General features: G+C 72.1%; 28 protein-coding genes. 12 read left to right on the top strand and 16 right to left on the bottom strand.

What is annotated here, in order from left to right:
* The first annotated feature begins 44 nt into the window (after positions 1-44).
* From pstC to pstB, 3 genes are read left to right on the top strand one after another with little or no spacing between them, the layout of a single operon-like run.
* Positions 45-1,055 carry a phosphate ABC transporter permease subunit PstC gene (gene pstC, locus ACYF6T_RS09915; protein ID WP_461695232.1) on the top strand — a complete coding sequence of 337 codons (1,011 nt, stop codon included), beginning with the start codon at positions 45-47 and terminating at the stop codon, positions 1,053-1,055.
* Complete coding sequence (gene pstA, locus ACYF6T_RS09920) at positions 1,052-2,113, top strand: phosphate ABC transporter permease PstA (protein ID WP_461695234.1); 1,062 nt, start codon at positions 1,052-1,054, stop codon at positions 2,111-2,113. Before pstC ends, pstA begins: the two co-directional genes overlap by 4 nt.
* Positions 2,114-2,160: 47 nt before the next feature.
* The gene (gene pstB, locus ACYF6T_RS09925; RefSeq protein ID WP_461695236.1) at positions 2,161-2,937 is read left to right on the top strand and encodes a phosphate ABC transporter ATP-binding protein PstB; all 777 of its coding nucleotides are present in this window, start codon (positions 2,161-2,163) and stop codon (positions 2,935-2,937) included.
* A gap of 174 nt (positions 2,938-3,111) precedes the next feature.
* On the opposite strand, the gene ACYF6T_RS09930 is transcribed toward pstB, so the two are convergent.
* Together ACYF6T_RS09930 and ACYF6T_RS09935 are read right to left on the bottom strand one after the other, a co-directional pair.
* Complete coding sequence (locus ACYF6T_RS09930) at positions 3,112-4,110, bottom strand: inorganic phosphate transporter (protein ID WP_461695237.1); 999 nt, start codon at positions 4,108-4,110, stop codon at positions 3,112-3,114.
* Positions 4,111-4,117: 7 nt separating this feature from the next.
* On the bottom strand, positions 4,118-4,738 hold the full coding sequence (locus tag ACYF6T_RS09935) for a DUF47 domain-containing protein (RefSeq protein ID WP_030941586.1): 621 nt from the start codon (positions 4,736-4,738) through the stop codon (positions 4,118-4,120).
* Between the two features lie 215 nt (positions 4,739-4,953).
* On the opposite strand from ACYF6T_RS09935, the gene ACYF6T_RS09940 reads away from it, so the two are divergent.
* Positions 4,954-5,289 (top strand): metal-sensitive transcriptional regulator, encoded by a 336-nt coding sequence (locus tag ACYF6T_RS09940; protein WP_461695240.1) that lies wholly within the window; start codon positions 4,954-4,956, stop codon positions 5,287-5,289.
* Between the two features lie 6 nt (positions 5,290-5,295).
* On the opposite strand, the gene ACYF6T_RS09945 is transcribed toward ACYF6T_RS09940, so the two are convergent.
* From ACYF6T_RS09945 to ACYF6T_RS09980, 8 genes are all read right to left on the bottom strand, one after another.
* A complete protein-coding gene (locus ACYF6T_RS09945) occupies positions 5,296-5,475 on the bottom strand; it encodes a hypothetical protein (protein ID WP_461695241.1) in 180 nt (59 codons plus the stop codon).
* Between the two features lie 109 nt (positions 5,476-5,584).
* Positions 5,585-6,358, bottom strand: a complete 774-nt coding sequence (locus tag ACYF6T_RS09950; RefSeq protein ID WP_461695243.1) for a hypothetical protein — start codon at positions 6,356-6,358, stop codon at positions 5,585-5,587.
* A 257-nt stretch (positions 6,359-6,615) separates the two neighbouring features.
* A complete protein-coding gene (locus tag ACYF6T_RS09955) occupies positions 6,616-7,026 on the bottom strand; it encodes an NUDIX hydrolase (protein WP_461695245.1) in 411 nt (136 codons plus the stop codon).
* Entirely contained in the window at positions 7,023-8,108 is a 1,086-nt protein-coding gene (locus ACYF6T_RS09960; RefSeq protein WP_461695247.1) for a CHAD domain-containing protein, read from the bottom strand. Before ACYF6T_RS09960 ends, ACYF6T_RS09955 begins: the two co-directional genes overlap by 4 nt.
* On the bottom strand, positions 8,089-10,329 hold the full coding sequence (locus tag ACYF6T_RS09965; RefSeq protein WP_461695249.1) for an RNA degradosome polyphosphate kinase: 2,241 nt from the start codon (positions 10,327-10,329) through the stop codon (positions 8,089-8,091). Before ACYF6T_RS09965 ends, ACYF6T_RS09960 begins: the two co-directional genes overlap by 20 nt.
* Positions 10,330-10,578: 249 nt before the next feature.
* Positions 10,579-11,541 carry a hypothetical protein gene (locus tag ACYF6T_RS09970; protein WP_461695251.1) on the bottom strand — a complete coding sequence of 321 codons (963 nt, stop codon included), beginning with the start codon at positions 11,539-11,541 and terminating at the stop codon, positions 10,579-10,581.
* Entirely contained in the window at positions 11,538-12,464 is a 927-nt protein-coding gene (locus ACYF6T_RS09975) for an ABC transporter ATP-binding protein (protein WP_461695252.1), read from the bottom strand. Before ACYF6T_RS09975 ends, ACYF6T_RS09970 begins: the two co-directional genes overlap by 4 nt.
* Positions 12,461-12,868 (bottom strand): GntR family transcriptional regulator, encoded by a 408-nt coding sequence (locus ACYF6T_RS09980; protein ID WP_461695253.1) that lies wholly within the window; start codon positions 12,866-12,868, stop codon positions 12,461-12,463. The genes ACYF6T_RS09975 and ACYF6T_RS09980 overlap by 4 nt, the downstream gene beginning before the upstream one ends.
* A gap of 111 nt (positions 12,869-12,979) precedes the next feature.
* Here ACYF6T_RS09980 and ACYF6T_RS09985 point away from each other — a divergent pair, with 111 nt between their 5' ends.
* Genes ACYF6T_RS09985 through ACYF6T_RS10005 form a run of 5 tightly spaced genes read left to right on the top strand, consistent with a single transcriptional unit; the run spans position 12,980 to position 17,385 of the window.
* Positions 12,980-13,528 (top strand): RNA polymerase sigma factor, encoded by a 549-nt coding sequence (locus ACYF6T_RS09985; protein ID WP_461695254.1) that lies wholly within the window; start codon positions 12,980-12,982, stop codon positions 13,526-13,528.
* Positions 13,525-14,361: an anti-sigma factor gene (locus tag ACYF6T_RS09990; protein ID WP_461695256.1), complete on the top strand. Its 837-nt coding sequence runs from the start codon at positions 13,525-13,527 to the stop codon at positions 14,359-14,361. Before ACYF6T_RS09985 ends, ACYF6T_RS09990 begins: the two co-directional genes overlap by 4 nt.
* Entirely contained in the window at positions 14,358-15,218 is an 861-nt protein-coding gene (locus ACYF6T_RS09995) for an ABC transporter ATP-binding protein (protein ID WP_461695258.1), read from the top strand. The genes ACYF6T_RS09990 and ACYF6T_RS09995 overlap by 4 nt, the downstream gene beginning before the upstream one ends.
* The gene (locus ACYF6T_RS10000; RefSeq protein WP_461695259.1) at positions 15,215-16,741 is read left to right on the top strand and encodes an ABC transporter permease; all 1,527 of its coding nucleotides are present in this window, start codon (positions 15,215-15,217) and stop codon (positions 16,739-16,741) included. Before ACYF6T_RS09995 ends, ACYF6T_RS10000 begins: the two co-directional genes overlap by 4 nt.
* A 17-nt stretch (positions 16,742-16,758) precedes the next feature.
* A complete protein-coding gene (locus ACYF6T_RS10005) occupies positions 16,759-17,385 on the top strand; it encodes an ABC transporter (RefSeq protein WP_461695260.1) in 627 nt (208 codons plus the stop codon).
* Positions 17,386-17,403: 18 nt separating this feature from the next.
* Here the strand turns inward: ACYF6T_RS10005 and mshD are convergent, their stop codons facing one another.
* Positions 17,404-18,330, bottom strand: a complete 927-nt coding sequence (gene mshD, locus ACYF6T_RS10010) for a mycothiol synthase (protein ID WP_461695261.1) — start codon at positions 18,328-18,330, stop codon at positions 17,404-17,406.
* Positions 18,331-18,508: 178 nt separating this feature from the next.
* Here mshD and ACYF6T_RS10015 point away from each other — a divergent pair, with 178 nt between their 5' ends.
* The 3 genes from ACYF6T_RS10015 (at position 18,509) to ACYF6T_RS10025 (ending at position 22,939) form a co-directional block, all read left to right on the top strand.
* On the top strand, positions 18,509-20,308 hold the full coding sequence (locus ACYF6T_RS10015; protein ID WP_461695262.1) for a bifunctional metallophosphatase/5'-nucleotidase: 1,800 nt from the start codon (positions 18,509-18,511) through the stop codon (positions 20,306-20,308).
* Positions 20,309-20,932: 624 nt separating this feature from the next.
* On the top strand, positions 20,933-21,058 hold the full coding sequence (locus ACYF6T_RS10020) for a hypothetical protein (RefSeq protein WP_461695264.1): 126 nt from the start codon (positions 20,933-20,935) through the stop codon (positions 21,056-21,058).
* 96 nt (positions 21,059-21,154) lie between these two features.
* Positions 21,155-22,939, top strand: a complete 1,785-nt coding sequence (locus ACYF6T_RS10025; RefSeq protein ID WP_461695266.1) for an ABC transporter ATP-binding protein — start codon at positions 21,155-21,157, stop codon at positions 22,937-22,939.
* Between the two features lie 23 nt (positions 22,940-22,962).
* Here ACYF6T_RS10025 and ACYF6T_RS10030 read toward each other — a convergent pair whose 3' ends face one another.
* The 5 genes from ACYF6T_RS10030 to ACYF6T_RS10050 form a co-directional block, all read right to left on the bottom strand.
* On the bottom strand, positions 22,963-23,661 hold the full coding sequence (locus tag ACYF6T_RS10030) for a response regulator transcription factor (protein WP_461695268.1): 699 nt from the start codon (positions 23,659-23,661) through the stop codon (positions 22,963-22,965).
* A gap of 69 nt (positions 23,662-23,730) precedes the next feature.
* Positions 23,731-23,964 (bottom strand): hypothetical protein, encoded by a 234-nt coding sequence (locus ACYF6T_RS10035; protein ID WP_461695270.1) that lies wholly within the window; start codon positions 23,962-23,964, stop codon positions 23,731-23,733.
* A 56-nt stretch (positions 23,965-24,020) separates the two neighbouring features.
* Complete coding sequence (locus ACYF6T_RS10040; RefSeq protein WP_461695271.1) at positions 24,021-24,416, bottom strand: hypothetical protein; 396 nt, start codon at positions 24,414-24,416, stop codon at positions 24,021-24,023.
* 44 nt (positions 24,417-24,460) lie between these two features.
* Positions 24,461-25,906: a HAMP domain-containing sensor histidine kinase gene (locus ACYF6T_RS10045; RefSeq protein WP_461695273.1), complete on the bottom strand. Its 1,446-nt coding sequence runs from the start codon at positions 25,904-25,906 to the stop codon at positions 24,461-24,463.
* Positions 25,903-26,640: a response regulator transcription factor gene (locus tag ACYF6T_RS10050; protein WP_461695274.1), complete on the bottom strand. Its 738-nt coding sequence runs from the start codon at positions 26,638-26,640 to the stop codon at positions 25,903-25,905. Before ACYF6T_RS10050 ends, ACYF6T_RS10045 begins: the two co-directional genes overlap by 4 nt.
* Positions 26,641-26,699: the final 59 nt, after the last annotated feature.

Genomic DNA, 26,699 nt, shown 5'->3' on the forward strand with positions numbered 1-26,699 from the left:
TTCGTGAGGCCGCTGAACAGCGGCTTCGCAGACCGGAGAACCCGATGGACATAACCACCAAGAACGTAGAAGACACACCACCCCCTCTCCCGCAGCCGACCGAGGCCGAGCAGAAGCGCAACGCCCGCGGTGCCACCCGGCCCGGCGACCGGATCTTCCTCGGTCTCTCCCGTGGGTCGGGCATCCTGCTGCTGGTGATCATGGCCGCGATCGCGGTCTTCCTCACCTACCGTGCGTACCTCGCCATCAGCAAGGACCACGGCAACTTCCTCACCACCTTCGAGTGGAACACCAACGTCACGCCGCCGAGCTTCGGCATCGCGGTGCTGGCCTACGGCACGGTGATCTCCTCGATCATCGCCATGGTCATCGCGGTCCCCATCGCCGTGGCCATCGCGCTGTTCCTCACGCACTACGCCCCGCGCCGGCTGAGCGGTCCCATCGCCTACGTGATCGACCTGCTCGCCGCGGTGCCCTCCATCGTCTACGGCCTGTGGGGCGCGCTGATCCTGGTGCCGCACATGACCGGCCTGTTCAGCTGGCTCGACGACTACTTCGGCTGGACCGGCATCCTCTCCTGGGACGGCGGTGCCCCGCGCTCGCTGCTCACCGTGGGCGTGCTGCTCGCGATCATGATCCTGCCGATCATCACCAACGTCAGCCGCGAGGTCTTCCGGCAGGTCCCGCAGATGCACGAGGAGGCGGCCCTGGCGCTCGGCGCCACGCGCTGGGAGGTCATCCGCATGGCCGTCCTGCCCTTCGGCCGCTCCGGTGTGATCTCCGCCTCGATGCTCGGCCTCGGCCGTGCCCTCGGCGAGACGATGGCCGTCGCCACCGTCCTGTCCCCGGACTTCCTGATCCACGGCAGCCTGCTCAACCCGGGCGGCGGCACCTTCGCCCAGAACATCGCCAGCAAGTTCGGCGAGGCGACCGAGTACGGCCGTGACGCGCTGATCGCCTCCGGTCTGGTCCTGTTCGTCATCACCCTGCTGGTCAACGGCGCGGCCCGCATGATCATCGCCCGCCGCAAGGAGTACTCGGGGGCCAACGCATGAGCACCGCCGCCATCGCCGACAAGCGCCCCAGCACCCTGCGCGGCGCCTCCCTGCCGAAGTGGTCGCCGTGGGCGATCGCCGCCGGCTCCGTGGTCGTGGCCGTCGTCATCGGCGTGGCCGCCGACCTGTCCAGCAAGGTCCAGTGGGGCCTGATCGCGGGCCTGGTCTTCCTGGTCGCCACCTATGGCATCGCCGCCAAGGTCGAGGGCCGCCGCCAGGCCAAGGACCGCATCGCCACCGGCCTGGTCTGGGTGGCCTTCCTGCTCGCCGTCGTGCCGCTGGTCTCCCTGGTGTGGGTCACCGTCGCACGCGGTGTGAAGGTCCTCGACCTCTACTTCCTGACGCACTCGATGGGCGTCGTCGCCGACTCCCAGCCCGGCGGTGGCATCTACCACGCCATCATCGGCAGCCTGGAGCAGGTCGGTCTGGCGACGATCATCGCCGCGCCGATCGGTGTGCTCACCGCGATCTACCTGGTCGAGTACGGCCGCGGCAACCTCGCCCGGTCCGTCACCTTCTTCGTCGACGTCATGACCGGCATCCCGTCGATCGTCGCGGGTCTGTTCATCCTGTCGCTGATGCTGATCTTCGACATGGAGCCCTTCGGCTTCGCCGGTTCGCTGGCCCTGGCCATCCTGATGATGCCGGTGGTCGTGCGCTCCACGGAGGAGATGCTCAAGCTCGTCCCGAACGAGCTGCGCGAGGCGTCCCTGGCGCTCGGCGTCCCGAAGTGGCGCACCATCCTGAAGGTGGTCCTGCCGACCTCCATCGGCGGCATCACGACCGGCATCATGCTGGCGATCGCCCGTATCGCCGGTGAGACCGCGCCCGTGCTGCTGCTGGTGTTCGGCAACCGGTTCATCAACAACAACCCGTTCGAAGGTGCGCAGCAGTCGCTTCCGCTGTACATCTACCAGCAGTACGCGAACAGCGCGGGCGCGAACGCGGCGTACGACCGGGCCTGGGCGGCGTCCCTCACGCTGATCGCCTTCGTGATGATCCTGAACCTGGTGGCCCGCGGCATCGCCCGCTGGAAGGCCCCGAAGACCGGTCGCTGACCGGCCGACAGCGACCGATCAAGACTTTTTCTGGAAGTGACGTAATCATGGCCAAGCGAATCGACGTAAGCGGGCTGACCGCCTACTACGGCTCCCACAAGGCGATCGAGGACATCTCGATGACCGTCGAGCCCCGCACGGTGACGGCCTTCATCGGCCCCTCCGGCTGCGGCAAGTCGACGTTCCTGCGCACCCTCAACCGGATGCACGAGGTCACCTCGGGCGGCCGGGTCGAGGGCAAGGTCCTGCTGGACGACGAGGACCTGTACGGGCCCGGGATCGACCCGGTGTCCGTGCGCCGCGAGGTCGGCATGGTCTTCCAGCGCCCGAACCCCTTCCCCACGATGTCGATCTTCGACAACGTGGCCGCGGGCCTGCGCCTGAACGGCAACTACAAGAAGAGCGAACTGCACGACGTCGTCGAGAAGTCGCTCAAGGGCGCCAACCTCTGGAACGAGGTCAAGGACCGCCTGAACAAGCCCGGCTCCGGCCTCTCCGGCGGCCAGCAGCAGCGTCTGTGCATCGCCCGCGCGATCGCGGTCGAGCCGAAGGTGCTGCTGATGGACGAGCCCTGCTCCGCCCTGGACCCGATCTCCACCCTCGCCATCGAGGACCTGATCGGCGAGCTGAAGGAGCGCTTCACGATCGTCATCGTGACGCACAACATGCAGCAGGCGGCGCGCGTCTCGGACCGTACGGCCTTCTTCAACCTCGCGGCGGTCGGCCAGCCCGGCAAGCTGATCGAGATAGACGACACCGAGCGCATCTTCTCCAACCCCTCGGTCCAGGCCACCGAGGACTACATCTCCGGCCGCTTCGGCTGACCGAGACCCCTCGCGGTGCTGCATGGCGGTGCCACCGCGAGGACGGTGAAGGGCCCGCCCCCTGCACAGGGGGCGGGCCCGTCGTCGTAGGACCTGTGCCGGCCCAGCGCTCCGCGGGATGTGCGGCGACGGACCGTCCTTCGGCCGCGGCGCCGGCGACTTCACCGGGTCCGCTCAGAGGAACGCCAGGTTCACCAGGCCGAAGGCGCCCGCCGCCACCAGTGCCGCGGCCGGCATGGTGATGAACCAGCCCAGGACGATGTTCTTCGCGACGCCCCAGCGCACCGCGTTGAGCCGCTTGGTCGCGCCGACGCCCATGATGGCCGAGGTGATGACGTGGGTGGTGGAGATCGGCGCCTTGAACAGGAAGGCCGTACCGAACATGATCGACGCGCCGGTGGCCTCCGCGGCGAAGCCCTGCGGCGGGTCCAGCTCGATGATCTTGCGGCCGAGGGTGCGCATGATGCGCCAGCCGCCCGCGTAGGTGCCCAGCGACAGCATCACCGCGGAGACGATCTTCACCCAGACCGGGATCGGGTCGCCGAAGGTCTCGTGGCCGGAGATCACCAGGGCCATCACCACGACGCCCATGGTCTTCTGCGCGTCCTGCAGGCCGTGCCCGAGGGCCATGCCGGCCGCGGAGACGGTCTGCGCGATCCGGAAGCCGCGCTTGGCCTTGTGCGGGTTGGCCCGGCGGAAGATCCACATGATGGCCGTCATCACCAGGTAGCCGACGAGCAGGCCGACCACCGGGGACAGGAACATCGGGATGACGACCTTGTCCAGGACGCCGTGCCACAGCACGTCCGTGCCGCCGGCCAGCGCCGCGCCCACCAGGCCGCCGAACAGGGCGTGGGAGGACGAGGAGGGCAGGCCGTAGTACCAGGTGACCAGGTTCCACACGATCGCGCCCAGCAGGGCCGCGAAGAGGATGCCCATCCCCTTGGAGCCGTCCGGGGTCTCGATCAGGCCCTCGCTGACGGTCTTGGCGACCCCGGAGCCGAGGAAGGCGCCCGCGAGGTTCATCACGGCGGCCATCAGCAGGGCCGCCCGCGGGGTCAGCGCCCGGGTGGAGACGGAGGTCGCGATGGCGTTCGCGGAGTCGTGGAAGCCGTTGGTGTACGTGAAGAACAGCGCGACCGCGACGGTCACGATGAGAGCGAAGGTGTCCATCGACGCCTCAGGACTCCTTGACGGCGATGGTCTCCACCGTGTTCGCCACGTGCTCGAAAGCGTCGGCGGCCTCTTCCAGGACGTCCACGATCTGCTTGAGCTTGAGCACCTCGATGGCGTCGTACTTGCCGTTGAACAGGTGCGCGAGCAGCTTCCGGTGGATCTGGTCGGCCTGGTTCTCCAGCCGGTTGACCTCGATCCAGTACTCGGTGAGGTTGTCCAGCGTCCGCAGGTTCGGCATGGCCTCCGCCGTGAGCTCGGCGGCCCGCGCGAGGACCTCGATCTGCTGCTCGACGCCCTTCGGCAGCTCCTCGACGTTGTAGAGGACGACCAGGTCGACGGCCTCCTCCATGAAGTCCATGATGTCGTCGAGGGAGGAGGCGAGGGAGTAGATGTCCTCGCGGTCGAACGGCGTGATGAAGGAGGAGTTCAGCTGGTGGAAGATCGCGTGCGTGGCGTCGTCACCTGCGTGTTCCGCGGCCCGCATACGCTCTGCGATCTCGGCTCGGGCAGGTGCGTCCGCCCCGAGCAGTTCCATCAGGAGCTTGGAGCCGGTGACGATGTTGTCCGCGGATGCGGCGAACATGTCGTAGAAGCTCGTCTCCCTGGGGGTCAGACGAAATCGCACAAGGGGTCCTCGGGGTGCATCGGTTTCGGTCAGGCTGATGCTAAGTGCATCATCCGGCCACGGCTATCGGGCCGCCCACCAGTGTCGCCCATCAGGCAGAGTGATCAGTACGGGGGCGTACCAAGGGCCCTATACCCAGCAAACTTCGTTACGATATACCCTCTAGGGGTATATGCCGCAAACTCGTCTCCACAATCTTCGACAAGGGGGCCGCGATGACGACCACCGAGGCCGGCGCGACGGCGCCCTCCGAGAACCCCGCCCACGTGACGCACGGGTACCACAAGCAGAAGGACGAGCACCTCAAGCGGCTGCGCCGGATCGAGGGCCAGATCCGCGGCCTGCAGCGGATGGTCGACGAGGACGTCTACTGCATCGACATACTCACCCAGGTCTCCGCCTCCACCAAGGCCCTGCAGTCCTTCGCGCTGCAACTCCTCGAGGAGCACCTGCGGCACTGCGTCGCGGACGCGGCCCTCAGGGGAGGCGACGAGATCGACGCCAAGGTGGACGAGGCGACGAAGGCGATCGCCCGCCTCCTGCGCACCTGACGGGCGTCAGTCGCGGGAGGCGGCGTCGCGTTCCTCGGTCACCCTCAGCACCTCGTCGATGCTCTCCAGGCTGAGCCGGTCCCCGCGGGCGGCCGAGGCCGCGATGATCAGCTCTCCGCACAGCTCGATCTCGGCGAGGGCGACGTGGTCCTGAACTGCCGTACCGCCGACCGGAGCCACGTGCATCACCTCATCTCTGCCGTCACCGACTTCCTAGAGTAGGGAGTGGCCTACACAACGCGCATGGCACGGACGGGCTAGTTCTCGACGCCCGTCACCGCGACGCGGCACCGTATCACTGCTCGGCGATCTTCCCGGCGTAGATGTCCCGCGGGTCCGGCAGCCGTACGGTGACGGGGGTGCCGAAGTCGTACAGCAGCGTCGTCGACCACACCGCGACGGCGTCCTTCTGCCGCCCGTTGACGAACCGGAAGCGGTGCCGGATCTTGCGGATGCGGCCCTGTTCGTCGAGGTAGACGTCGAACGGCACCGCCCGCCCGGCGAACCCTTTCGCCACCGCCGGCGCCAGCTCGGTCGTCCCGCGGTAGTGCCACACCCGCGTGCCCGCGAACTCCGTCCGGCCCAGATACGTCGCCGAGCGCGTCGAGCGCAGCAACTCGGCCGCGGCGTACGGGTCGGTGGCCCCGCCGGTGACCAGGTTGCCGTCGGTGAGCGTGGCCGTGTCCACTCGCACCCACTTGTCGGCGGGGACGCCGGCGCCCCGGTTCTTCATGAACAGGGCGCCGGGCGCGAGGAGTTCCGTGATGGGCCGGTGTTCGGCGGCGCCGGCGGGGTCCCGCGGCAGCTCCACCCGCAGCCGGCCCAGCTGCCGGCGGTAGTCGTACACGCCCTCGCCGCGGATGGTGACCCGGGTGCCGCCGGAGGCCATCTCCATCGACGTGCTCGCCTTGGAGCTGCCCGCCGCGACCAGCGTGCCGGCCGCCCGCCGCACGGTCGCGACCGGGTCGGCGGACGCCCTGGAGTCGTCGGTGCCGTGGCCGGCACAGCCGCAGGCCCAGACCAGCAGTCCCGCCGTGACGACCGCGTGCGTGTGCTGCCGCCTAGCCATCGCCTGCCCTACCCCCAGCCGGTACGTCCGTCACGGGTGCCCCGTCGTCGGGTTAACGAGGGGTGGGAAGGGCCGTCACGCCTCACATCCGGCGTTTACCCGGCCTGGGTAACGTTGTCGGCGTGGCTCAGCCGGAACACCGCACACAGACCGTCGAAGAGGGCCGTTTCTGCGTGGCCCGGTGCAGTTGCGGATGGCGTGGTCCGGCCCGCAGAGCCCGCAGCCAGGCCCGGACGGACGCCGAGCACCACTCGGAGTTACAGCGGCAGTAGCTCGTCGATGAGGGTCCGGTCGCGGAACTGGGTCAGACGGCTGCGGGCGGCGGCCGGGGAGAGCCACAGGATGCGGTCCACCTCGTCGTTCGGGGTGAAGTGACCGCCGGTGGCCTCCGCCGACCAGTAACGAACCTGCTTGGGGCGGCCGTTGGCCATGTAGCGCACGGTGGGCAGCTCGGCCCCGGGCGACGCGCGGTACCCGGTCTCCTCCTCGACCTCGCGCAGCGCGCCGGCCAGCGGGTCCTCGCCGCGCCTCAACTTGCCCTTGGGATGCGACCAGTCGTCGTACTTGGGCCGGTGGACGAGGCAGATCTCCCGTTCTCCGTCGATCGGGGAGCGGCGCCACAGGACGCAGCCGGCCGCCTGGACGAGGGTGTGGTCGGTATCGGTCACGTACTCACCACCTGCTTCTGCCAACACTGCTGGAACGCGAACCGGGCGGCCTCCACTTCGTGTCGCTGGTCCGCGTGGAGCACGCCGAGCGCGTAGGCCGTCGCCGGCGCGATGCGCGGGGTACGGGCCGCCGAGGCCGCGGCGGCCGCCGCCTCCGAGGCGTCCCGGTGCCGGTCCAGGGCCTGGCCCGCGGTGAGCAGCCGCACGTCCAGCGGGGCCTCGTCGCCGTACAGGGCCTCGCGGGCGTAGCGGTGCAGGCGCAGCAGCAGGCGCACCTGGTGCCAGGGGGCGTCCTGGGGGTGCGGGGCGGGGTCGGGGGAGAGGCCGTGGACGAGGGCCTCCGCGTTGTAGGGGTGGCCGGCGGTGACCAGGGGCAGCGCGGCGATGGCGTCGGTGAGGCGCTCCTCGGCCGCGGCGGCGAGGGGGCGCAGGTCGGTGCCGGGCGCGCCGGGCGTGAGCGGGACCTCGCTGGCGAGTACGGCGATCTTGTCGGCGACGGCGTGGAAGCGGCTGGAGCCGAGGGCCTGCAGGGCGGTGCTGTGGGCGCGCGTCTTGGCGAGGGTGAGCTGGCGTTCCAGCAGGGCGCCCGCCTTCGCCGCGCCCACGGTGAGGTTGCCGCGGTCCGGGGCGGGGGGCGCTGCGTGCGACGGCACGGCGGGCGGGGCGGCCGTCGCCGCGGCCGCCGACTGGGCCGGGAAGACCGCCGCCCCCGACAGCCGGTGCAGCGCCAGCAGCAGCCGCTCCAGGCGGCCCGCGTACGCGTGCTCCATCGACAACGTCCCCGACAGCCAGGCCAGTTCGGGCCGCAGGGCCTCGGACCAGTCGGCGTCCAGCAGGGGGCGGTAGGTGTGCAGGCTGCCGCTGATGCGGCGGACCGAGCGGCGCAGGGCGCGCGCCGCGTCGACGGACTCCTCCGGGGGGTGTCCCGCGGTGCCTCCGTTGCCCCCGGCCGTACCGGTCTCCCGGTGCAGCCGCAGGGCGCGGAGGAACTCGGTGGCCTGGGCCCGCAGGTAGCCCGCGAGGGCGTCGCCTGTCGCCGGCCCGGCCGTGGGGTCCGTCGGGTCAAGGTGTTGCTGTGCCACGCCGGCGCCTCCGGGCGTCTATGAGCATCTCCTGGATGTTCCGCAGGGGTTGGCCGTCCGCGTCGGTGGCGTGCCGGGTCCACGCGCCGTCCGGGCCAAGGTGCCAGGACGCGGTGGTGTCGGACATGCCGGTCTCCAACAGCCGGTTCAGGGCTGCGCGGTGGGCCGGGTCGGTGACCCTGACCAGGGCCTCGATACGGCGGTCGAGGTTGCGGTGCATCATGTCGGCGCTGCCGATCCACACCTCCGGCTCGCCGCCGTTGCCGAAGGCGAACACCCGTGAGTGTTCGAGGAACCGGCCGAGGATCGAGCGGACCCGGATGTTCTCCGAAAGGCCCGTGACACCCGGGCGGATGGCGCAGATGCCGCGCACCCAGATGTCGACCGGCACACCGGCCTGGGACGCTCGGTAGAGCGCGTCGATGACGGCCTCGTCGACGATCGAGTTGACCTTGATGCGGATGAACGCCGGACGTCCGGCACGGTGGTGCTGGACCTCCTTGTTGATCCGTGAGATCAGGCCGTCACGAAGGGACTTGGGGGCCACCAGCAGGCGGCGGTAGGTCTCCCGGCGGGAGTAGCCGGACAGGCGGTTGAAGAGGTCCGAGAGGTCCGCGCCGACCTGCGGGTCGGCCGTCAGCAGGCCCAGGTCCTCGTACAGCCGTGCCGTCTTGGGGTGGTAGTTGCCCGTGCCGACGTGGCTGTAGCGCCGTAGCGTGTCGCCTTCCTGACGGACCACCAGGGACAGCTTGCAGTGGGTCTTCAGGCCGACCAGGCCGTACACCACATGGCAGCCGGCCTCCTCCAGGCGCTTGGCCCACTTGATGTTCGCGTGCTCGTCGAAGCGGGCCTTGATCTCGACCAGGACGAGGACCTGCTTGCCGGCCTCGGCCGCGTCGATGAGCGCGTTGACGATGGGGGAGTCGCCCGACGTCCGGTACAGCGTCTGCTTGATGGCGAGGACGTCGGGGTCCTCGGCCGCCTGCTCCAGGAAGGCCTGCACCGACGTGGAGAAGGAGTCGTAGGGGTGGTGCAGCAGCACGTCCCGGGTGCGCAGGGCGGCGAAGATGTCGGGCGCGGAGGCCGACTCGACCTCGGCGAGGTCGCGGTGGACGCCGGCGATGAACTTCTTGTACTTCAGCTCGGGCCGGTCCAGGCCGTGGATGCGGAACAGGCCGGTGAGGTCGAGCGGGCCGGGCAGCGGGTAGACCTCCGCCTCGGAGATCTTCAGTTCGCGCACCAGCAGGTCGAGCACCTCGCGGTCGATGGACTCCTCGACCTCCAGGCGCACCGGCGGCCCGAAGCGGCGCCGCATGAGCTCCTTCTCCAGCGCCTGGAGCAGGTTCTCGGCGTCGTCCTCCTCGACCTCCAGGTCCTCGTTCCGGGTGAGCCGGAAGGCGTGGTGCTCCAGCACCTCCATGCCCGGGAACAGCTCCTCCAGGTGGGCGGCGATGACGTCCTCGATGGGGACGTAGCGGCCCGGGGAGCTCTCCAGGAAGCGGGAGAGCAGCGGCGGCACCTTCACGCGGGCGAAGTGCCGGTGGCCGGTGACGGGGTTGCGGACGACGACCGCGAGGTTGAGCGACAGGCCGGAGATGTACGGGAAGGGGTGCGCGGGGTCGACGGCCAGCGGGGTGAGGACGGGGAAGATCTGGTGCCGGAAGAGCGTGAACAGGCGCGCCTGCTCCTTCTCGGTCAGCTCGCTCCAGCGGATCAGGTGGATGCCCTCCTCCGCGAGGGCGGGGGCGACGTCCTCGTGGAAGCAGGCGGCGTGCCGGGCCATCAGCTCGCGGGAGCGGGCCCAGATCATCTCCAGCACCTCGCGCGGCTGGAGGCCGGAGGCGGAGCGGGTGGCGACGCCGGTGGCGATACGGCGCTTCAGGCCGGCCACCCGGACCATGAAGAACTCGTCCAGGTTGCTGGCGAAGATGGCGAGGAAGTTCGCCCGTTCCAGCAGGGGCGTGTTCGGGTCCTCGGCCAGTTCGAGGACCCGCTCGTTGAACGCGAGCCAGCTGCGCTCCCGGTCGAGGAAACGACCCTGCGGGAGCTGGACGCCGTCCTGCTGGGTCTCCTCGTAGGCGTCGAGATCGGCGTCGATGTCGGGGATGTCGGGCTCCAGATCGGAGACCGTGGCAGCCACCGTGTGCGGGCGGTGCGCCGCTATGGAGCCCACGGAGGGCTGGACGTGCTGGACCTCTGCCTGGGGGTTCGACTGGCTCATGGACCCATTCTTCCGCGCAACGGGCATGACGGGCGCGTCGGAAGCGGCGGGTTCGAGAGCGGTCACGGAGCGGCGGGCGTCCCCGTTCCCCGCGCTCCCCTCGGGGGGCGGCGAAGGCTCTGGCACGGCGGGCGTCATTGGCCGAGCGTCGCAAGCCCGTCTGAACCATTGGTTACGGCGACATGGCGTGCGGGAAATCTGGAGGCGGCTCCCGCGCGTCCACATGACGGGGGCGCCGCCACCCGCGGCTCACCTCGACGCGCGTCGCACCACCCGGAACGCGGCGGTCACCGCGAGCGCCGCCAGGGCCAGCAGGACGCCGGTCTCCAGCAGCTGGCGGGGCCAGTAGTCCGGCGACGGCAGGTATTCCCGGCCGAAACGGACGACGTCGTGGTGCGCGAGGCACTTCAGGCTGTCCTGGCAGCCGGGGTCGTCGATTTCGGCGCCGGTGGACGTGACCGCCCAGCTGTGGGAGGTGAGGTCCGGCTGCCGGTAGCGGCCCTGGAAGGGCCAGTGGTTGCCCCGGAAGGCGTAGACGAGGAAGTACGCGAGGCCGCTGAGCGTCATCGCGGGCAGGACGCGGCGCACGGCGAGGCCGATGAGCGCGCCGAGGGCCAGGCCGAGCAGCGGCGCGGCGACGGTGGCCGGACCGAGGGAGAAGTACAGGGAGCGCGGTCCGATACCGGCCGCCAGCAGGTTGCTGTGGGCCGCCCACAGCCGCCGGTAGAGCAGGACCAGCAGCCCCGTGCCGAGGACGACGAAGCACGCCGGCACGGTGAGCTTGGCGGCGAGCCAGCGGGCCGGGGAGACGGACTGCGTCCAGGCCAGCTGCGCGGTGCCGTTCTCCAGCTCGCGGGCGGTCAGCGGGCCGGCCGCGAACAGGGCCAGGGCGAAGGAGGCCAGGGTGATGAGGGTGTCGGGGTTGTAGAAGAGGTCGTTGTACGCGCCGGAGGTGAAGGAGCCGATCGTGCCGGCGCTCCAGGCGGCCTCCAGGACCCCGCTGTAGCCGTACGTCTCCAGTTTCCGCTGCGTGGCGTCGGCGCCGGGCCCGGTCAGCCACAGCAGGAACCCGGCGGTGGCGGCGACGAAGAGGAGCCAGAGGGTGAGGGCGGTGCGGTGCAGCCGCAGGACCGTCCAGGTCAGGCCGCGGGGGCGGACCGGTAGGCGGCGGCCCGCGGCGGCGGTGCGGGGAGCGGGGGCGAGGGTGGTCATGCGGTCACCGCCTGGGGGGTCGTCGTCACGGTCGTGCCCGGCGTGAGCAGGGCGGGGGTGCCGGGGGAGCGCAGGTGGGCGAGGAGGAGTTCCTCCAGGGACGGCTCCTCGGTGACCCAGCCCCCGGCGACCGGGCCCTCGCGGCGGATCAGCGCCGTCAGCCCGCGGCCGGTGGCGCGGGACTCGACGACCGTGTGCGGGGCGAGGTCGGCGGGCGTGCCCCGGCCGGTGACCAGGGTGTGCGCGGCGAGCAGGTCGTCGATGCCGCCGCCGAGCCGGATCCGGCCGCCGTTCAGGAGCAGCAGGTGGTCGCAGGCGTCGGCGAGTTCGCTGACGATGTGCGAGGACATCAGCACCGTCGTGCCGTGCTCGGCGGCGTCGGCCATCAGCGTGCCCATCAGTTCGTGCCGGGCCAGCGGGTCGAGGTCGGCCATCGGCTCGTCGAGCAGCAGCAGCCCGGGCCGCTTGCCGAGGGCGAGGGCGAGTGCGACCCGGGTGCGCTGGCCGCCGGAGAGCTCGCGGACCTTCAGCGCCGGGTCGAGGGCGCCCTGCTCGACGATTGCCGCGGCGTGGGCCGCGTCCCAGTGGACGGGGTTGAGCTCGGCGCCCAGCCGCAGGGTCTCGGCGACGGTCAGCCGCGGGTAGAGGGGCTTGTCCTGGCCCAGGTAGGAGACGCGCTCGCGCAGCTCGCCGGGCGGTGCGCCGAAGACGGTGAGCGTGCCGGAGGTGGGCCGCAGCAGGCCGGCGGCCATCCGCAGCAGGGTGGACTTGCCCGCGCCGTTGGGGCCGACCAGTGCGCTGACCCGGCCCGCGGGCAGCCGGAACGTACAGCCGTCCAGGGCGTGGGCGCCCCGGCGGCCGTAGCGCATGCCGAGCCCGGTCGCCTCCAGGGCGACGGCCGGGGTGGTGCGGGTGGAACTCACTGGTCCCCCTTCGGGAGGTGCTCGTCGGGTTTGGGGAAGTGCTCGTCCAGCGCGGCGGTGAACAGCGCGTCCACGTCCTCGCGGCCGAGGCCGGCCGCCTGTGCGCGCCGGGCCCAGTCGGCGAGCTCGGCCCGCAGCGGGGAGTCGGCGGGGGCGGTGCTCAGGCCCTGGCGGACGAACGTGCCGAGGCCGCGGCGGGCCTCGACCAGGCCCTCGCGCTCCAGTTCCCGGTAGGCCTTCAGGACGGTGTTGGGGTTGATCGCGGTGGCCTCCACGACCTCGCGGGCCGTGGGCAGCCGGTCCCCCGGCTCCAGCAGGCCCAGGCGCAGGGCCTGTTTGGTCTGCTGGACGATCTGCAGATAGGTGGCGACGCCGGAGCGCCGGTCGATGCGGTACTCGACCACCCGTACAACCACCCTTTCACTAATTGAGTAGTGAAAGGGTGGTGGCAGGGGTCTGCGAAAGTCAAGCCCGGCCGTGTGAACCGATCGGCCCGCGCCGTCCGATGAGGAGACGTGAGCGAAACGAGAAGCGACGGGGAGCTGCTGCGGGCCGCCGCGGACGGCGACCGGCGGGCCTTCGAGGAGCTGTACCGCCGGTACGCCCCCTGGCTGACGGCCCGGCTGCGCGGCCGCTGCGCGGACCCGGCCGTCGTCGACGACGTCGTCCAGGAGACGTTCCTGGCGATCTGGCGGGGCACGGCCCGCTACCGGGACGACGTCGCCTCGGCGGACGCGGCCGGCTGGCTGTGGCGCATCGGGTCGCGGCGGCTGGTCGACGCGCTGCGCGGCGACGGGGCGCGCGGCCGGCTGCGGCAGGCGCTGGCGCGGCTGCGGCACCGGGACGAGGCGTCCGCGGAGGAACGCGTGCTCGCGGGGGTGGAGCACGGGGACCTCGCGGGCGCCCTCGTCCGGCTGTCGCCGGAACTGCGCGCGGTGCTGCAGGCGACGGTCGTCGACGGGCTGACCACCCGCGAGGCCGCCGTCCTGCTCGGCATCCCGCCGGGGACGGTCAAGACACGGGCGATGCGGGCCCGGAAGCAACTGCGGGAGGCGCTGGCATGACCTGGCATGTGGCCGAAGAGGATCTACGAGCCTACGTCCGCGGCGAGTTGGCGGCCCCGTCCCTGTGGTCCGCCGACACCCACCTCGTCTCCTGCGCCCGCTGCCGGGGCGTGGTCGCCGACCTGACCGACCCCACCGGCCTCGACGCCGGCTGGGCCCGCCTGGACGCCGAACTGGACGCGCCACGCCCCGGCGTGGCCGAGCGGCTGCTGACGCGGCTCGGGGTGCCCGAGCACACCGCACGGCTGCTCACGGCGACCCCCGTGCTGCGCCGCTCCTGGCTGCTGGCGGTGGTGTCCGTGCTGGTCATGACGGTGCTGATGGTGCACACGGCGGACTCGCCCGCCCTCTTCCTCGCCCTGGCCCCGCTGCTGCCCCTCGCGGGCGTCGCCATGGCCTACGGCCCCGGGCTCGACCCCACCCACGAGATGACCGTCGTCGCCCCGCTGCACGGCTTCCGGCTGCTGATGATCCGCACGGTGGCCGTCCTCGCCGCGGGCCTCGCCCTCAACGGCCTGGCCACCCTCGCCCTGCCCGAGTACGGGCTGCGCGCCCTGGCCTGGCTGCTGCCCGCCCTCGCCCTCACCGGCACCGGGCTGGCGCTGATGCCCCGGCTCGGCCCGGTCTTCGCGCCCGCGCTGACCGGCGGGGCGTGGCTCGGGCTGCTGGTGGCCGCACACGCGGCGGCCCACGGCGCGACACCGGCGCCCTTCACGGCGGCCGGACAGACGGCGGCGGGCGTGCTCGCCGTGGGTGCCGCGCTGCTGCTGCACCGGCTGCGGGACCGGTTCGACGCCCCCAAGTCCGCCTTCACGCACGGGAGTTCCGTATGACGTCCACCGTCACCGCCACCGGCCTGACCCTCCGCTACGGCGGCACGCCCGCCCTGGACGACGTCTCGCTGCGCCTGGGCGAGGGCGTCACCGGGCTGCTCGGACCCAACGGGGCCGGCAAGACCACGCTGCTCAGGGTTCTCGCCACCGCGATCCCCGCCGACCGGGGCACCTTCACCGTGCTCGGCCACGACCCCGGCACGGCGGCCGGCCGCCACCAGGTGCGCCGCGCGCTCGGCTACCTCCCGCAGAGCCCCGGGTTCCACCCGGACTTCACCGCCTTCGAGTTCGTCGACTACGTGGCGATCCTCAAGGAGCTGACCGACCGCACCGCCCGCCACCGCGAGGTGCGCCGGGTGCTGGACGCCGTCGACCTCGCCGACGTGCGCGGCAGGCGCATGAAGCGCCTGTCGGGCGGGATGCGCCAGCGGGTGGCGCTCGCCGCGGCCCTCGTCGGCGACCCCGGCTTCCTCGTCCTGGACGAGCCGACGGTCGGCCTGGACCCCGAACAGCGCGTCCGCTTCCGGGAGTTGGTCGCCCAGTCCGGCGAGGGCCGCACGGTGCTGCTGTCCACGCACCAGACGGAGGACGTGGCGATGCTCTGCCACCGCGTGATCGTGCTGGCCGAGGGCCGCGTCCGCTTCCAGGGCACCCCCGCCGAGCTGACCGCACGGGCCGCGGGCCGCGTGTGGAGCAGCACCGAGCGCGACCCCGCCGCCCGGGCCGGCTGGCGCACCGGCACCGGCTCCTTCCGCAACGTCGGCGATCCGCCCGAGGGCGCCGACCTGCTCGAACCGACCCTGGAGGACGGCTATCTGCTCACCCTCGACGCGCGGACCACGGAGGTGACCGCATGAGCACCACCCTCACCAGACCGGCGCCGGCGCTGCGGGTGCGGGAGGCGGGCGAGTGGCGGGCGGTGCCGGCCCTGGCCCGCTTCGAGGCCCGCGAACTCGCCCTGCAGATCCCGGTGTTCGTCTTCCTGACCGGGTACGTGGCCTACCGGGCGTGGATGCTGGTCTCCCGGGGCTACACCTACCCCGCCCTCCAGGACGTCGACCGCTCCACCCAGTTCGGCCCCGAACTGGTCGGCCTCGCCCTGCTGGTGTGCGTCAACCGGGCCACCCTGCGCTCCCACCGGCACGGCACCGACGCCCACTTCGACGTCCTGCCGCTCGCGCCCTGGCGGCGCACGCTCGCCCACGCCCTCTCCGTCGTGCCGTACGCGCTCGTCGTCGCCGTCGTCGTCACCGTCCAGTTCACCTGGGCGGCGCTGCAACCGGGCGCGGTGGGCCACGGCTCGCCCGCCGAACTGGCCACCGGTCCGCTGTCCGTCCTGCTGCTGGGCGTGACCGGCACCCTGCTGGCCCGGATGTTCCGCACCACCCTGGCCACCGTCCTGTTCGTGGCGGGCGGCTACGTGGCCTTCGCCCTGGCGCTGACACAGGCGGGCGACGCGCACTGGCTGACCTGGCTGATGCCGTCCGTCACCGACAGCGGCGCCGACCCGGTCCCCTCCGCCCTGGTGGGCCGCCCGGCCGCCTGGCACGCGCTGTACCTGGCCGGACTGACCGTGCTGCTGGCGTGCCTCGCGGTCCTGCTCGGCGGCGGCCGCACCCGGGCGGTCAAGGCGGTGACCGGCCTCGCGCTCGCGGCGACGGCGGCCGGCGTCGCGGGCCAGTCCCCGGGCGACCCGGCCGCCCTCACGGCGGCGCGGCGGGCGGCGACCGTGGCTCCGCAGCACCAGCAGACCTGCGTCCCGCACGGCACCTCCACCTACTGCGCCTTCCCGGAGTGGTCCGGCCGCACCGCCGACTGGGCCGCCGTCGTCGCCGACGTGCAGCGTTACGCGGGCGGTACGGCGGCGCACGCCCGGCTGACGGTACGGCAGCGGATCGACGCCACGGCCGGCCTGACCTCCGACAGCGCGCTCAGCCCGGCCACCACGCCCGGCCAGGTCACCGTCGGCACGAACTGGGGCGGCACACGCGTCCACGAGTTCGCCGCCGGTGTCGCCACCGTCCTGGTCACCGGCGACGAGGCGGCGGGCGGCGGCCAGTTGTGCGACGCGCGCACCGTGACGATCACCTGGCTGGCGCTGGCGGCGCAGGAGCACCCGCTGGCGGCGTTCCGCGACGTCCGCCTGGACGACAGCGTGCGCGGTTCGGGAGTCGTGCTGACCCCGACGAACCCGTACGTCCTCGACGCCCGGCAGACGGACGTGGTGCGGGAGTCGCTGAGCCGCCCGCGCGACGAGGTGGCCGCCGCCGTGCGGGCGCACTGGAGCGAACTGACCTCCGCGCGGACGCCGTTGGCGAGGGTGGCCGAGGTGCTGGGCGTCAAGGCGCCGAAGGGGGGCGGCGATTCGTGCGGGGAGTAGGGAGCGGGACGTTCGCCGTGGCGCGTGCGCTGCTGTTGCCCGTCGCGCGGTCGCTGCCCCGGGGGCGGCCGGCCGCGGGGGCCGGGCTCGGGCTGCTGCTGGCGGGGGTGGCCCGGATGCACGGCGCGGACGGCCTGGCGCTGCTGCGGGGCGCCGCCGTGTGCTTCGCCGCCGGGGCCGCCTTCCTGCTGGACGACCCCGCCCGCCGCACCACGGAGGCCGTGCCGACCGGACGCCCGCTGCGGACGGGGCTGCGGGTGACGCTGCTCGTGCCGGCCGCCGCGCTCTGGTGGACGGCGGCCGTGCTCCTCGTACCGGCACCGGCCCGCCCGCCGGTGGGCGCGGTGACCCTGGAGGCGGCGGCCCTCACGGGCTGCGCGCTGGCCCTGGCGACGGCGGCCGTGCGGTGCACGGAACGCGAGCGGCCGGGCGGGAGCGTGCTGGTACGGCTGCTGACCCTCACGGCCGCGGTGATGCTCGTACCGGAGCGGTGGGGGCTGTTCGTCGGGGCGGACAGCCCGAGGTGGGGCGCGGCGCACGGATGGTGGGCGGCCGTGCTGGGCGGAGGGCTCGTGGTGGCGGTGGTGTGCGTACGGGAGCCGCTGAGACGCCGGTGGGCGCACCTCGGACCCGTACGCGGGTGAGGCGCGTCCCCCGTCGGCTCAGGTCTCGGTCCGGTACATCAGGTCCGTCTCGTACGTCTCGAAGCCCAGCCGTTCGTACACCGACACCGCCGCCTTGTTGTCGGCGTCGACGTACAGCATCGCCGTCGGCAGCCCCTGCGCCGCCAGGTGCCGCAGCCCGATCGTGGTGAGCGCCTTGCCCAGGCCCCCGCCCTGCGCGCCCGGCCGCACCCCGAGGACGTACACCTCGCCCAGCCCCTCCTCCGCGTGCACCTTCGTCCAGTGGAAGCCGACGAGTTCGGCATCGCGGAAGGCGAGGAAGAAGCCGGCCGGATCGAACCACGGCTCGCCCATGCGGTCGTCCAGGTCCCGCTGGACCAGGGAGCCCTGCTCGGGATGGTGGGCGAAGGCCGCCGCGTTCACGGCGAGCCACTGCGCGTCGTCCCGCCCGGGCTCGAAGGTCCGCACGGTCACCCCCGCGGGCAGCACCGGCTCCGGCAGGTCGAGACCCGTCAACGGCCGCCGCATCTGGCGCAGTTCGCGGAAGAGGGTGAGCCCGAGGACCTGGGCGAGGTGGCGGGCGGCGGAGTGCCCGCCGTGGGCCCACACCCGCAGCCGCTTGCCGGACGCGGCGAGCAGGGCCGTGCCCAGCGCCCGCCCGTGCCCCCGCCCCCGGTGCGAGGGGTGGACGACCAGCTCGGCGGCCGGCGCCTCCACCGGGTCGGTGTCCTCCAGCTGCGCGTAGCCGACGAGTTCGTCGTCGGCCGTCAGCAGCAGGTGGGAGATGCCCTCGCGCGGGCCGCCGCGCAGTTGCAGCCGCCCCTGCTCGGACACCGCCTGCCGGCCGTCGTACCGGGCGGCCTCCGCCAGCAGGGCGAGGACGGCCTCGGTCTGCCGCGGGGAGAGTTCGACGAAGGTCTCGATGGAGCGGGTCCGGCCGGGGCGTGCGGTGTCGTCGCTGGTCATGCGTACGAGGGTAAGGGGCGCGTCGGCCAAAGTGGCGAAACGGGGAAGAGGAACGACCAGGCAAAGCAGAGGGCAAAGGGAAACCAGGATGTAACCAAGAACCCCCTGTCGCGCTACGCGCGTTGACCCTAGGCTGCGCCGGACGGTCCACCACCACAGCAGACCCACAGGGGGGCGTATGCCAGCCACTGCCCAGCCGAACCCGCGCCGCAGACGGCCCTACCGCCTGCTCGCCGCGGCCGCGGCGCTCGCCACCGCCGGCGCCCTGGCCGCCGCGCTGCCGGCCGACGCGCACGAGGCACGGCCGGACGGCCGGCTGCCCGGCCGCTACCAGGACGTGCAACTGCTGTCCTTCAACGACCTGCACGGCAACCTTGAGCCGCCGTCGGGCTCCTCCGGGCGCGTGAGCGAACTCCAGCCCGACGGCACGACGAAGACACTCGACGCGGGCGGCGTCGAGTACCTCGCCACGCATCTGCGCGAGGCCCGCAAGGGACACCCGTACTCCGTCACCGCCGCCGGCGGCGACATGGTCGGCGCCTCCCCGCTGATCTCGGGCCTCTTCCACGACGAGCCCACCATCGAGGCGCTCAACAAGCTCGACCTGGACGTCACCAGCGTCGGCAACCACGAGTTCGACGAGGGCGCGCGCGAGCTCGCCCGGCTGCAGAACGGCGGCTGCCACCCCACCGACGGCTGCTACACCGACGAGGGCTTCGCGGGCGCCGACTTCCCCTACCTCGCCGCGAACGTCCTCGACGAGAAGACGAACAAGCCGATCCTCAAGCCGTACTGGGTGTGGAAGAAGAAGGACGTCCGCATCGGGTTCATCGGCGTGACCCTGGAGGGCACTCCGGGCATCGTCTCCGCCGACGGGGTCAAGGGCCTGTCCTTCAAGGACGAGGTCGAGACGATCAACAAGTACGCCAGGGTGCTGCGGGCCCAGGGCGTGAACTCCATCGTCGCCCTGATCCACGAGGGCGGCCTGCCGGCCTCCGGCGCGTACAACTACGACTGCGACTCCTCGGGCGCCGGCGCCGGCATCTCCGGCCCGATCGTGGACATCGCGAAGAACATCAGCCCGTCCGTCGACGCCCTCGTCACCGGCCACACCCACGCGGCGTACGTCTGCACGATCCCGGACCCGTCCGGCAAGCCCCGCATGGTCACCTCGGCCGCGTCCTTCGGCCGCCTCTACACCGACACCACGCTGACCTACGACCGCGTCACCGGTGACATCGCGCGTACGTCGGTGAAGTCGGCGAACCACGTGGTCACCCGGACCGTCGCCAAGGCGCCGGACATGACCGAGCTGATCGGCAAGTGGAACACCCTGGCCGCGCCGATCGGCGACCGCCCCATCGGCTACATCTCCGCCGACGTCCCCAACACCGGCACCGAGTCCCCGATGGGCGACCTGATCGCCGACGCGCAGCTCGCGTACGGCAGGAAGCTGGACGCGGAGACCGACCTCGCGCTGATGAACCCGGGCGGGGTGCGGGCCGGACTGACCTACGCGGCCAAGGGCAGTGAGGGCGACGGGGTCGTCACCTACGCCGAGGGCTTCACCGTGCAGCCCTTCGCCAACACCGTGAACCTCCAGGACTTCACGGGCGCCCAGCTGATCCAGGTGCTCAGGGAGCAGGTGAGCGGGGCGAACGCGTCGGCGCCGAAGATCCTCCAGCCGTCGGCGAACCTGACGTACACCCTCGACCTGACGAAGACGGGCGCGGACCGCGTGGTCACCGACTCCATCAGGCTGAACGGCGCCGCGATCGACCCGGCCGCCACCTACCGCGTCGCCACCAACAGCTTCCTCGCGGGCGGCGGCGACGGCTTCACCACGCTGGGCCAGGGCGTCAACGACCTCGTCGGCACGGACGACCTGGCGGCCCTGGCGGAGTATCTGACGGCGAACTCGTCGGCGTCCGGCCCGCTGGCGCCGCCGGCCGCGAACCGCATCACGATCGTCCAGTAGCCCGCACGTCCCTCTCCAGGCGGCCGCGTCCTCGACGCGGCCGCCTTTCGCATGTGCGACGCGCGGGCCCGACGTAAAGCCTGTGTGAGCCCCGGTTCAGTTCCCGCACCTCTGTAGCAGTTTAGTTTCAGAGGCAATTCACATCGCTTCTTATTGACGTCTAAGGCGATTTGGCTTTTCCGGCTTCGGAAATGCCGTAGTGTTTTCCATGTCGAAAGCGAACGGCGCGGACGACACGAAAGCGAAGGAGAGAACGATGAGCTTCCACAAGATCGCCCCGGTGAAGAAGACCCGCAAGCCCGCTCCGGCACCGAAGAAGGCGGCGCCGAAGAAGGCGGCCCCGGCCCCCAAGCGCCGCCCGGTCGGCCAGAAGTAAGCAGAAGTAAGCACCCCGTAAAAGAATTCAGGGAGGGAAACACCATGAGCTTCCACAAGATCGTCCCCGTCAAGAAGACCCGCAAGCCCGCTCCCGCGCCCAAGAAGGCCGCCCCGAAGAAGGCGGCGCCGAAGCGGCGCCCGGTCGAGCACAAGAACTAACGCAGAATTCACTGACGTAAAGCACAGGCAATTGCAGCAGATCGGTTGAAGGACTGTTGCACAACCACGGCGAAGAGGGACACAGACATGAGCTTCCACAAGATCACCCCGGTGAAGAAGACCCGCAAGCCGGCTCCGGCAGCGAAGGCCGCCGCCAGGAAGCCCGCGCCGAAGAAGGCCGCCAAGCGCCGCCCCGTCGGCCACCAGGGCTGAGGCACGCCGTGAGGCGGGGTCACCGGTCAGCGGGCAGCACCCGCCCGGTGGCCCCGCCTCGGCCATGCCGTCGGGCACCATCCGAAGGAGTCGACCATGAGGGAAGTCCGCCAGGCCTTCCGCCGCTTCTGGCCGCTGACCCGCGGCGACCGCAGGTGGCTGGCGGTGATCATCGCCTGCGTCGTGCTGTCCGCGCTCGCCGAGACCGCCTCGATCCTGCTGTTCGCCGACCTCACCGACAACGCCCTGAAGGCCGGCTCGCTCTCCGCCTTCTGGGGCCCGGCCGGCGCCTGGCTGGGCGTGGCCGCGCTCGGCGCGCTCGTCGGCTACCTCGGCAACTCGCTCGCCACCTGGACCGCCGAGAGATTCGTGCTGCGCCTGCGCGCGACGGTCTTCCGGCACGTCCAGACCCTGCCGCCGCACTTCTTCCAGCGGCACCGCCAGGGCGACCTGGTGGAACGCCTGACCGGGGACGTCGAGGCCATCGAACAGATGGTCGTCTCCGGCGTCGTCGGCACGGTCGCCGCCGCCTTCTCGGCCGTCTTCTACTCCGCCGCCGCCCTCTACCTGCGCTGGGACCTGGCCCTGGCCACCTTCGTCCTCGCGCCCCTGTTCCTGCTCGCCGCCCGCCGCTTCTCCGGCCGCATCCGCACCGCCTCCCGGGACGAGCGGGTCGCCGACGGCGCCATCACCTCCGTCGTCGAGGAGTCGCTCGGCAACATCGTCCTCACCCAGGCCTACAACCGCCGCCGCGACGAGGAACAGCGCCTGGACCGCGAGGCCCGCGCCTGGATGCGGGCGTCCGTGCGGGGCGCCCGGCTGAGCGAGATGTACGAGCAGTTCGTCGAGGTCGTCGAGACCCTGTGCGTGCTCGCCGTGATCGGCCTGGGCGTGTGGGAGATCTCCGCCGACCGCATGACGCTGGGCCAGTTGCTGGCGTTCGCCGCCTTCATCGGCTACCTCTACCCGCCGGTGCGCAACCTCGGCCAGCTCGGCCTCACCCTCACCGCGGCCACCGCCGGCGCCCAGCGCCTGAACGACATCCTCGACACCCGCCCGGCCGTCACCGACCCCGCCGAACCGGTCGCGAAGTGGCCCGTGCGCGGCTGGGTCGGCTTCCACAACGTCTCGTTCCGCTACCCCGAGTCCCGCCGCGCCTCCCTGCGCGACGTCAGCTTCACCGCGGGCCCCGGCGAGCTGGTCATCGTCACCGGATCGAGCGGCGCCGGCAAGTCCACCCTCTCCAAGCTGCTGACCCGCTTCTACGACCCCTCGCAGGGCACCGTCACCCTCGACGGCGTCCCGCTCGCGGACATGCCGCTGGAGTTCCTGCGCGAGAACGTGGCCCTGCTGCCCCAGGAGACCCTCGTCCTCAACGGCACCATCCGGGAGAACATCGCCTGCGGGCGCCCCGGCGCGAGCGAGGAGGAGATCCGGCAGGCGGCGCGGGAGGCGGCGGCGCACAACTTCATCACCGCCCTGCCCGAGGGCTACGACACCCCCCTCGCCCCCGGCACGGCCGCCCTCTCCGGCGGTCAGCTCCAGCGCGTCGCCATCGCCCGCGCCATGCTGCGCGCCGCACCGGTCCTCGTCCTGGACGAGCCGACGGCCGGGCTGGACGCGGTCGCCGCCCGTCAGGTCGTGCAGCCGCTGCGCAGGCTCATGGCGGGCCGTACGACGATCATGATCACCCACGATCTGAGCCTCGCGCCGGACGCGGACCGCATCGTGGTCGTCGACCGCGGCCGGCTGGTGGAGACGGGCACCCACGAGGAACTGCTCGCCCGGGGCGGCGCCTACGCCCGGCTCGCCGAGCCGCTGCCGGACGCGGTGGCCGACGCGCCGCCGGCCCACGACGAGACCATGATCCTCAGGTGGTGACGATGCTCAGGCGATGACGACTCTCAGGTGGTCACGCGGAGGCTGTAGCCCAGCCCCCGCACGGTCTGGACGAGCCGCGGTGCGCCGCGGCTCTCCAGCTTCCGGCGCAGGTACATGACGTACACGTCGAGGGTGTTGGAGGTGGGCTCGAAGTCGAAGCCCCAGACGTGCTTGAGGATCTGCCTGCGGGTGAGCACCTTGCCCGGGTGCCGCATCAGGTACTCCAGCAGCAGGTACTCGGTCTTGGTGAGGTCCAGCGGACGCCCGCCGCGGGTGACGGTCCGGGTGCGCCGGCACAGCGAGACGTCCGCGAAGACCAGCCGGTCGCCGGCCTCGGGGGCGCGGGCGGGGGGCTCCTTCGGGGAGCGCCGCAGCAGCGCCCGTACCCGCGCCAGCAGTTCCTCCGCGGCGAACGGCTTCATCAGATAGCCGTCGGCGCCGTTGTCGAGGGCGACGATCCGGTCGCCGACCGCGTCCCGCCCGGTGATCATCAGGATCGGCACGGTGGATCCGGAGGCCCGGATCCGCCGCGTCGCGGCCAGTCCGTCCAGGACCGGCATGGTCACGTCCATCAGGATGAGGTCGGGCGGGTCCGCCACCAGGTCCAGCGCGGCCCGTCCGTCCTCGGCGAGAAGCGTCTCGTACCCCTCGAACCTCAGCAGCCGTCCGATGCCTTCCCTCACGGCCGCGTCGTCGTCGGCCAGCAGAATCTTCCGTGCCATCCCCTCACGGTGGGACGCGGGGCTGTGCCGGGGCTGGCAGCCGGATATGGCTGAGCTGGGGGCGGGGGTTCAGGAAGCCGGTACAGGCGTTGACCAGGACGCCCTTGCGGCCGGCCGCGGTGGACGGCGCCGTGACGTACCCGGCCGAGGAGCCGTCCGGGCCAGGAAGTCGTCGGCCTCGACGGTGACGGTGGCGCTGCCGCCGGTGCCCCGGATGGTGACGTGCGGCTTGATCACCACGCGGGAGGGGCTGTCGGCCGGTACGGCGTTCACGGCGGCCGCCGTGGAGACCGCCGTGCTCACGCAACTCCGCGGACCCCCAACGGACTTGACGATGCCCGGCACACCGGCGGCGGTCGTCACCCGTCCGCGGAAGGCTGCCGGGGCGTGGGCGCGGTGTGCGCGCTCTCGCGGTTCTGGCGGCTCAACTGGACGGCGTGCAGCAGCGTGCCGACCGCGGCGAGGCCACTGAGCAGGGAGCCGAGGGAGGTCATCAGGTCACTGCCGCCGCCCCCGCCGCCACCGGGACTGACGGCGACGACGGTCTGGGTGACGACCGGGGCGGGACCGGGACCGGTCGCGGCCCCGGCGGTGGGCTCCTCCGTGTACCAGCTCGTCGACGGCCGGCCGCCGCCCATCGAACCGCCGCCGTCCCGGTCCGCCACCGCCGAGACGAGCAGCGACACCGCGAGCGCCAGCAACACGACGCCCAGGGCGGCCCACAGCGCGATGTTCCGGCGCGAGTTCTTCACCATCACTCCCCCTCGCCCCAAGGGTATGGGTGATCACCCAACGCTGCCTACGGCACCTCGGGTGGCGGGGTCGGGGCGCCCGGCAGGCGTACCGTCGCCACCGTGCCGCCGCCGTCCGCGCGGGCCAGGGTGACCTCGCCGCCGGCCTGTTCCACGGTGCGGGCCACGATGGACAGGCCGAGGCCCGACCCCGGCAGGGCGCGGGCGCTCGGGGAGCGCCAGAAGCGGTCGAAGACGTGCGGGAGTTCGTCCTCCGCGATGCCGGGGCCGTGGTCGCGGACGGTCAGGACGCCGTCGGTGAGCTCGACCTCGATCGTGCCGGCCTCGGGGCTGAACTTCACCGCGTTGTCCAGGATGTTGACCACCGCGCGCTCCAGCGCGGCCGGTTCCGCCCGCGTGTACCACGGCTGGAGGTGCGCGGTGATCGTCAGCTCCGGTCCGCGCAGCCGCGCCCGGCGCAGGGCCGCCTCGACGGTGTCCTCCAGCGAGACGACCTGCACGCGCTCGCCGCGCTGGCCCTCCGACCGCGACAGCTCCTGCAGGTCGCCGATGAGGGAGGCCAGTTCGGTCATCTGCGCCTTCACCGACGCCAGCAGCGCCTTGCGGTCCGCCTCGGGGATCGGGCGGCCCGTCTCCTCGCTGCGGGTGAGCAGTTCGATGTTGGTGCGCAGGGAGGTGAGGGGGGTGCGCAGCTCGTGCCCGGCGTCGGCGATCAGCTGCTGCTGGAGCTCGCGGGAGCTGGCCAGGGAGGAGGTCATGGAGTTGAAGGAACGGGAGAGCCGGGCCACCTCGTCCTCGCGGTCCTCCGCCACGGGGATGCGGATGCTCAGGTCCTCGGTCCGGGCCACGTGCTCGACGGCCTCGGTGAGCTTGTCGACGGGCCGCAGCCCGGCCCGCGCGACGGCGAGCCCGGCGGCCCCGGCACCGAGCACGCCGATGCCGGAGACGAGGAGGAGGATGAGGGCGAGGTCGTTGAGGGTGTTCTGGGTGCCCTTCAGCGGTACGGCGACGATGAAACCGACGTTCGGCCCGGCCGTCCCGGAGGTCGTGGTGGTGGCGCCCAGCGGCTGGACCATCACGCGGACGTCGTTGCCGTCCTCATCGGTGCCGTTGCGGAAGAAGACCTTCTGGAAGTCCCCGCCCTTGATCTCGTTCTTGTCGGCCTGGGTCACCTTGACGGCGCCCGCCGAGTCCTGCGTGACGCAGACCTTGCCGTTCTCCGTCACGACCTGGGAGTAGTTGTTGCCGAAGAACCCGTCACCGCCCTGCGCGGTCTGCGAGCAGTCGTTCAGAGCGGCCTGGGCCCGCGCGATCTGCGGACCCCGCATGCCCCTCTGGAGGTCGTTGTCGACCTGCTCGTACAGCTTCCCCTGCACGATGAACCAGCACGTCACCGACACCGCCGCCACCGCGAACGCCACCGCCGCCGCGACCAGCATCGCCAGCCGTGCCCGGATCGGCAGGGAGCGGTACCGGCGTACCAGCTTGCTCACTCCGCGCCGCCCTGTCGCAACACGTACCCCACCCCGCGCACGGTGTGGACGAGCCTCGGCTCACCCCCGGCCTCGGTCTTGCGGCGCAGGTACATCACGTACACGTCCAGCGAGTTGGACGACGGCTCGAAGTCGAAGCCCCACACCGCCTTCAGGATCTGCTCGCGGGTGAGGACCTGGCGCGGATGCGCCATGAACATCTCCAGCAGCGTGAACTCCGTACGGGTCAGCTCCACCGGCCGCCCCCCGCGCGTGACCTCCCGCGTCGCCAGATCCATCCGCAGGTCGGCGAAGGTCAGCGCCTCGTCCTCCTGCTCCGCGCCCGCCGCGGCCGCCGCCGCGTAGGAGCTGCGGCGCAGCAGCGCCCGGACCCGGGCGAAGAGTTCGTCGAGTTCGAAGGGCTTGACCAGGTAGTCGTCGGCCCCGGCGTCGAGGCCCGTGACCCGGTCGCCGACGGTGTCCCGGGCCGTCAGCATGAGGATCGGCGTCGTGTCGCCCGCGCCGCGGATGCGCCGCGCGGCGGTGAGCCCGTCCATGCGGGGCATCTGGATGTCCAGGACGACCAGGTCGGGCTTGTAGACGGTCGCCTTGTCCAGCGCGTCGGCGCCGTCGACCGCCACCTCGGTGTCGTACCCCTCGAAGGCGAGGCTGCGCTGGAGTGCTTCGCGCACGGCCGGCTCGTCGTCGACGATCAGGATGCGCTGGGGGTCACGGTCGCCTTCGGCGGGGCTCATGGGCGGGTTCCTCGGGTGCGGTGGTCTGTCCGGGCTGACGATCTCAGCCTCGCACGGTT

The sequence above is a fragment of the Streptomyces sp. 7R007 genome (genome assembly GCF_054850255.1).

Coding starts and splice junctions, on each gene's coding strand:
- pstC (WP_461695232.1), top strand. CDS start 45: ATGGACATAACCACCAAGAACGTAGAAGACACACCACCCCCTCTCCCG.
- pstA (WP_461695234.1), top strand. CDS start 1,052: ATGAGCACCGCCGCCATCGCCGACAAGCGCCCCAGCACCCTGCGCGGC.
- pstB (WP_461695236.1), top strand. CDS start 2,161: ATGGCCAAGCGAATCGACGTAAGCGGGCTGACCGCCTACTACGGCTCC.
- ACYF6T_RS09930 (WP_461695237.1), bottom strand. CDS start 4,110: ATGGACACCTTCGCTCTCATCGTGACCGTCGCGGTCGCGCTGTTCTTC.
- ACYF6T_RS09940 (WP_461695240.1), top strand. CDS start 4,954: ATGACGACCACCGAGGCCGGCGCGACGGCGCCCTCCGAGAACCCCGCC.
- ACYF6T_RS09945 (WP_461695241.1), bottom strand. CDS start 5,475: ATGCACGTGGCTCCGGTCGGCGGTACGGCAGTTCAGGACCACGTCGCC.
- ACYF6T_RS09950 (WP_461695243.1), bottom strand. CDS start 6,358: ATGGCTAGGCGGCAGCACACGCACGCGGTCGTCACGGCGGGACTGCTG.
- ACYF6T_RS09965 (WP_461695249.1), bottom strand. CDS start 10,329: ATGAGCCAGTCGAACCCCCAGGCAGAGGTCCAGCACGTCCAGCCCTCC.
- ACYF6T_RS09970 (WP_461695251.1), bottom strand. CDS start 11,541: ATGACCACCCTCGCCCCCGCTCCCCGCACCGCCGCCGCGGGCCGCCGC.
- ACYF6T_RS09990 (WP_461695256.1), top strand. CDS start 13,525: ATGACCTGGCATGTGGCCGAAGAGGATCTACGAGCCTACGTCCGCGGC.
- ACYF6T_RS09995 (WP_461695258.1), top strand. CDS start 14,358: ATGACGTCCACCGTCACCGCCACCGGCCTGACCCTCCGCTACGGCGGC.
- ACYF6T_RS10000 (WP_461695259.1), top strand. CDS start 15,215: ATGAGCACCACCCTCACCAGACCGGCGCCGGCGCTGCGGGTGCGGGAG.
- mshD (WP_461695261.1), bottom strand. CDS start 18,330: ATGACCAGCGACGACACCGCACGCCCCGGCCGGACCCGCTCCATCGAG.
- ACYF6T_RS10015 (WP_461695262.1), top strand. CDS start 18,509: ATGCCAGCCACTGCCCAGCCGAACCCGCGCCGCAGACGGCCCTACCGC.
- ACYF6T_RS10020 (WP_461695264.1), top strand. CDS start 20,933: ATGAGCTTCCACAAGATCACCCCGGTGAAGAAGACCCGCAAGCCGGCT.
- ACYF6T_RS10025 (WP_461695266.1), top strand. CDS start 21,155: ATGAGGGAAGTCCGCCAGGCCTTCCGCCGCTTCTGGCCGCTGACCCGC.
- ACYF6T_RS10030 (WP_461695268.1), bottom strand. CDS start 23,661: ATGGCACGGAAGATTCTGCTGGCCGACGACGACGCGGCCGTGAGGGAA.
- ACYF6T_RS10040 (WP_461695271.1), bottom strand. CDS start 24,416: ATGGTGAAGAACTCGCGCCGGAACATCGCGCTGTGGGCCGCCCTGGGC.
- ACYF6T_RS10050 (WP_461695274.1), bottom strand. CDS start 26,640: ATGAGCCCCGCCGAAGGCGACCGTGACCCCCAGCGCATCCTGATCGTC.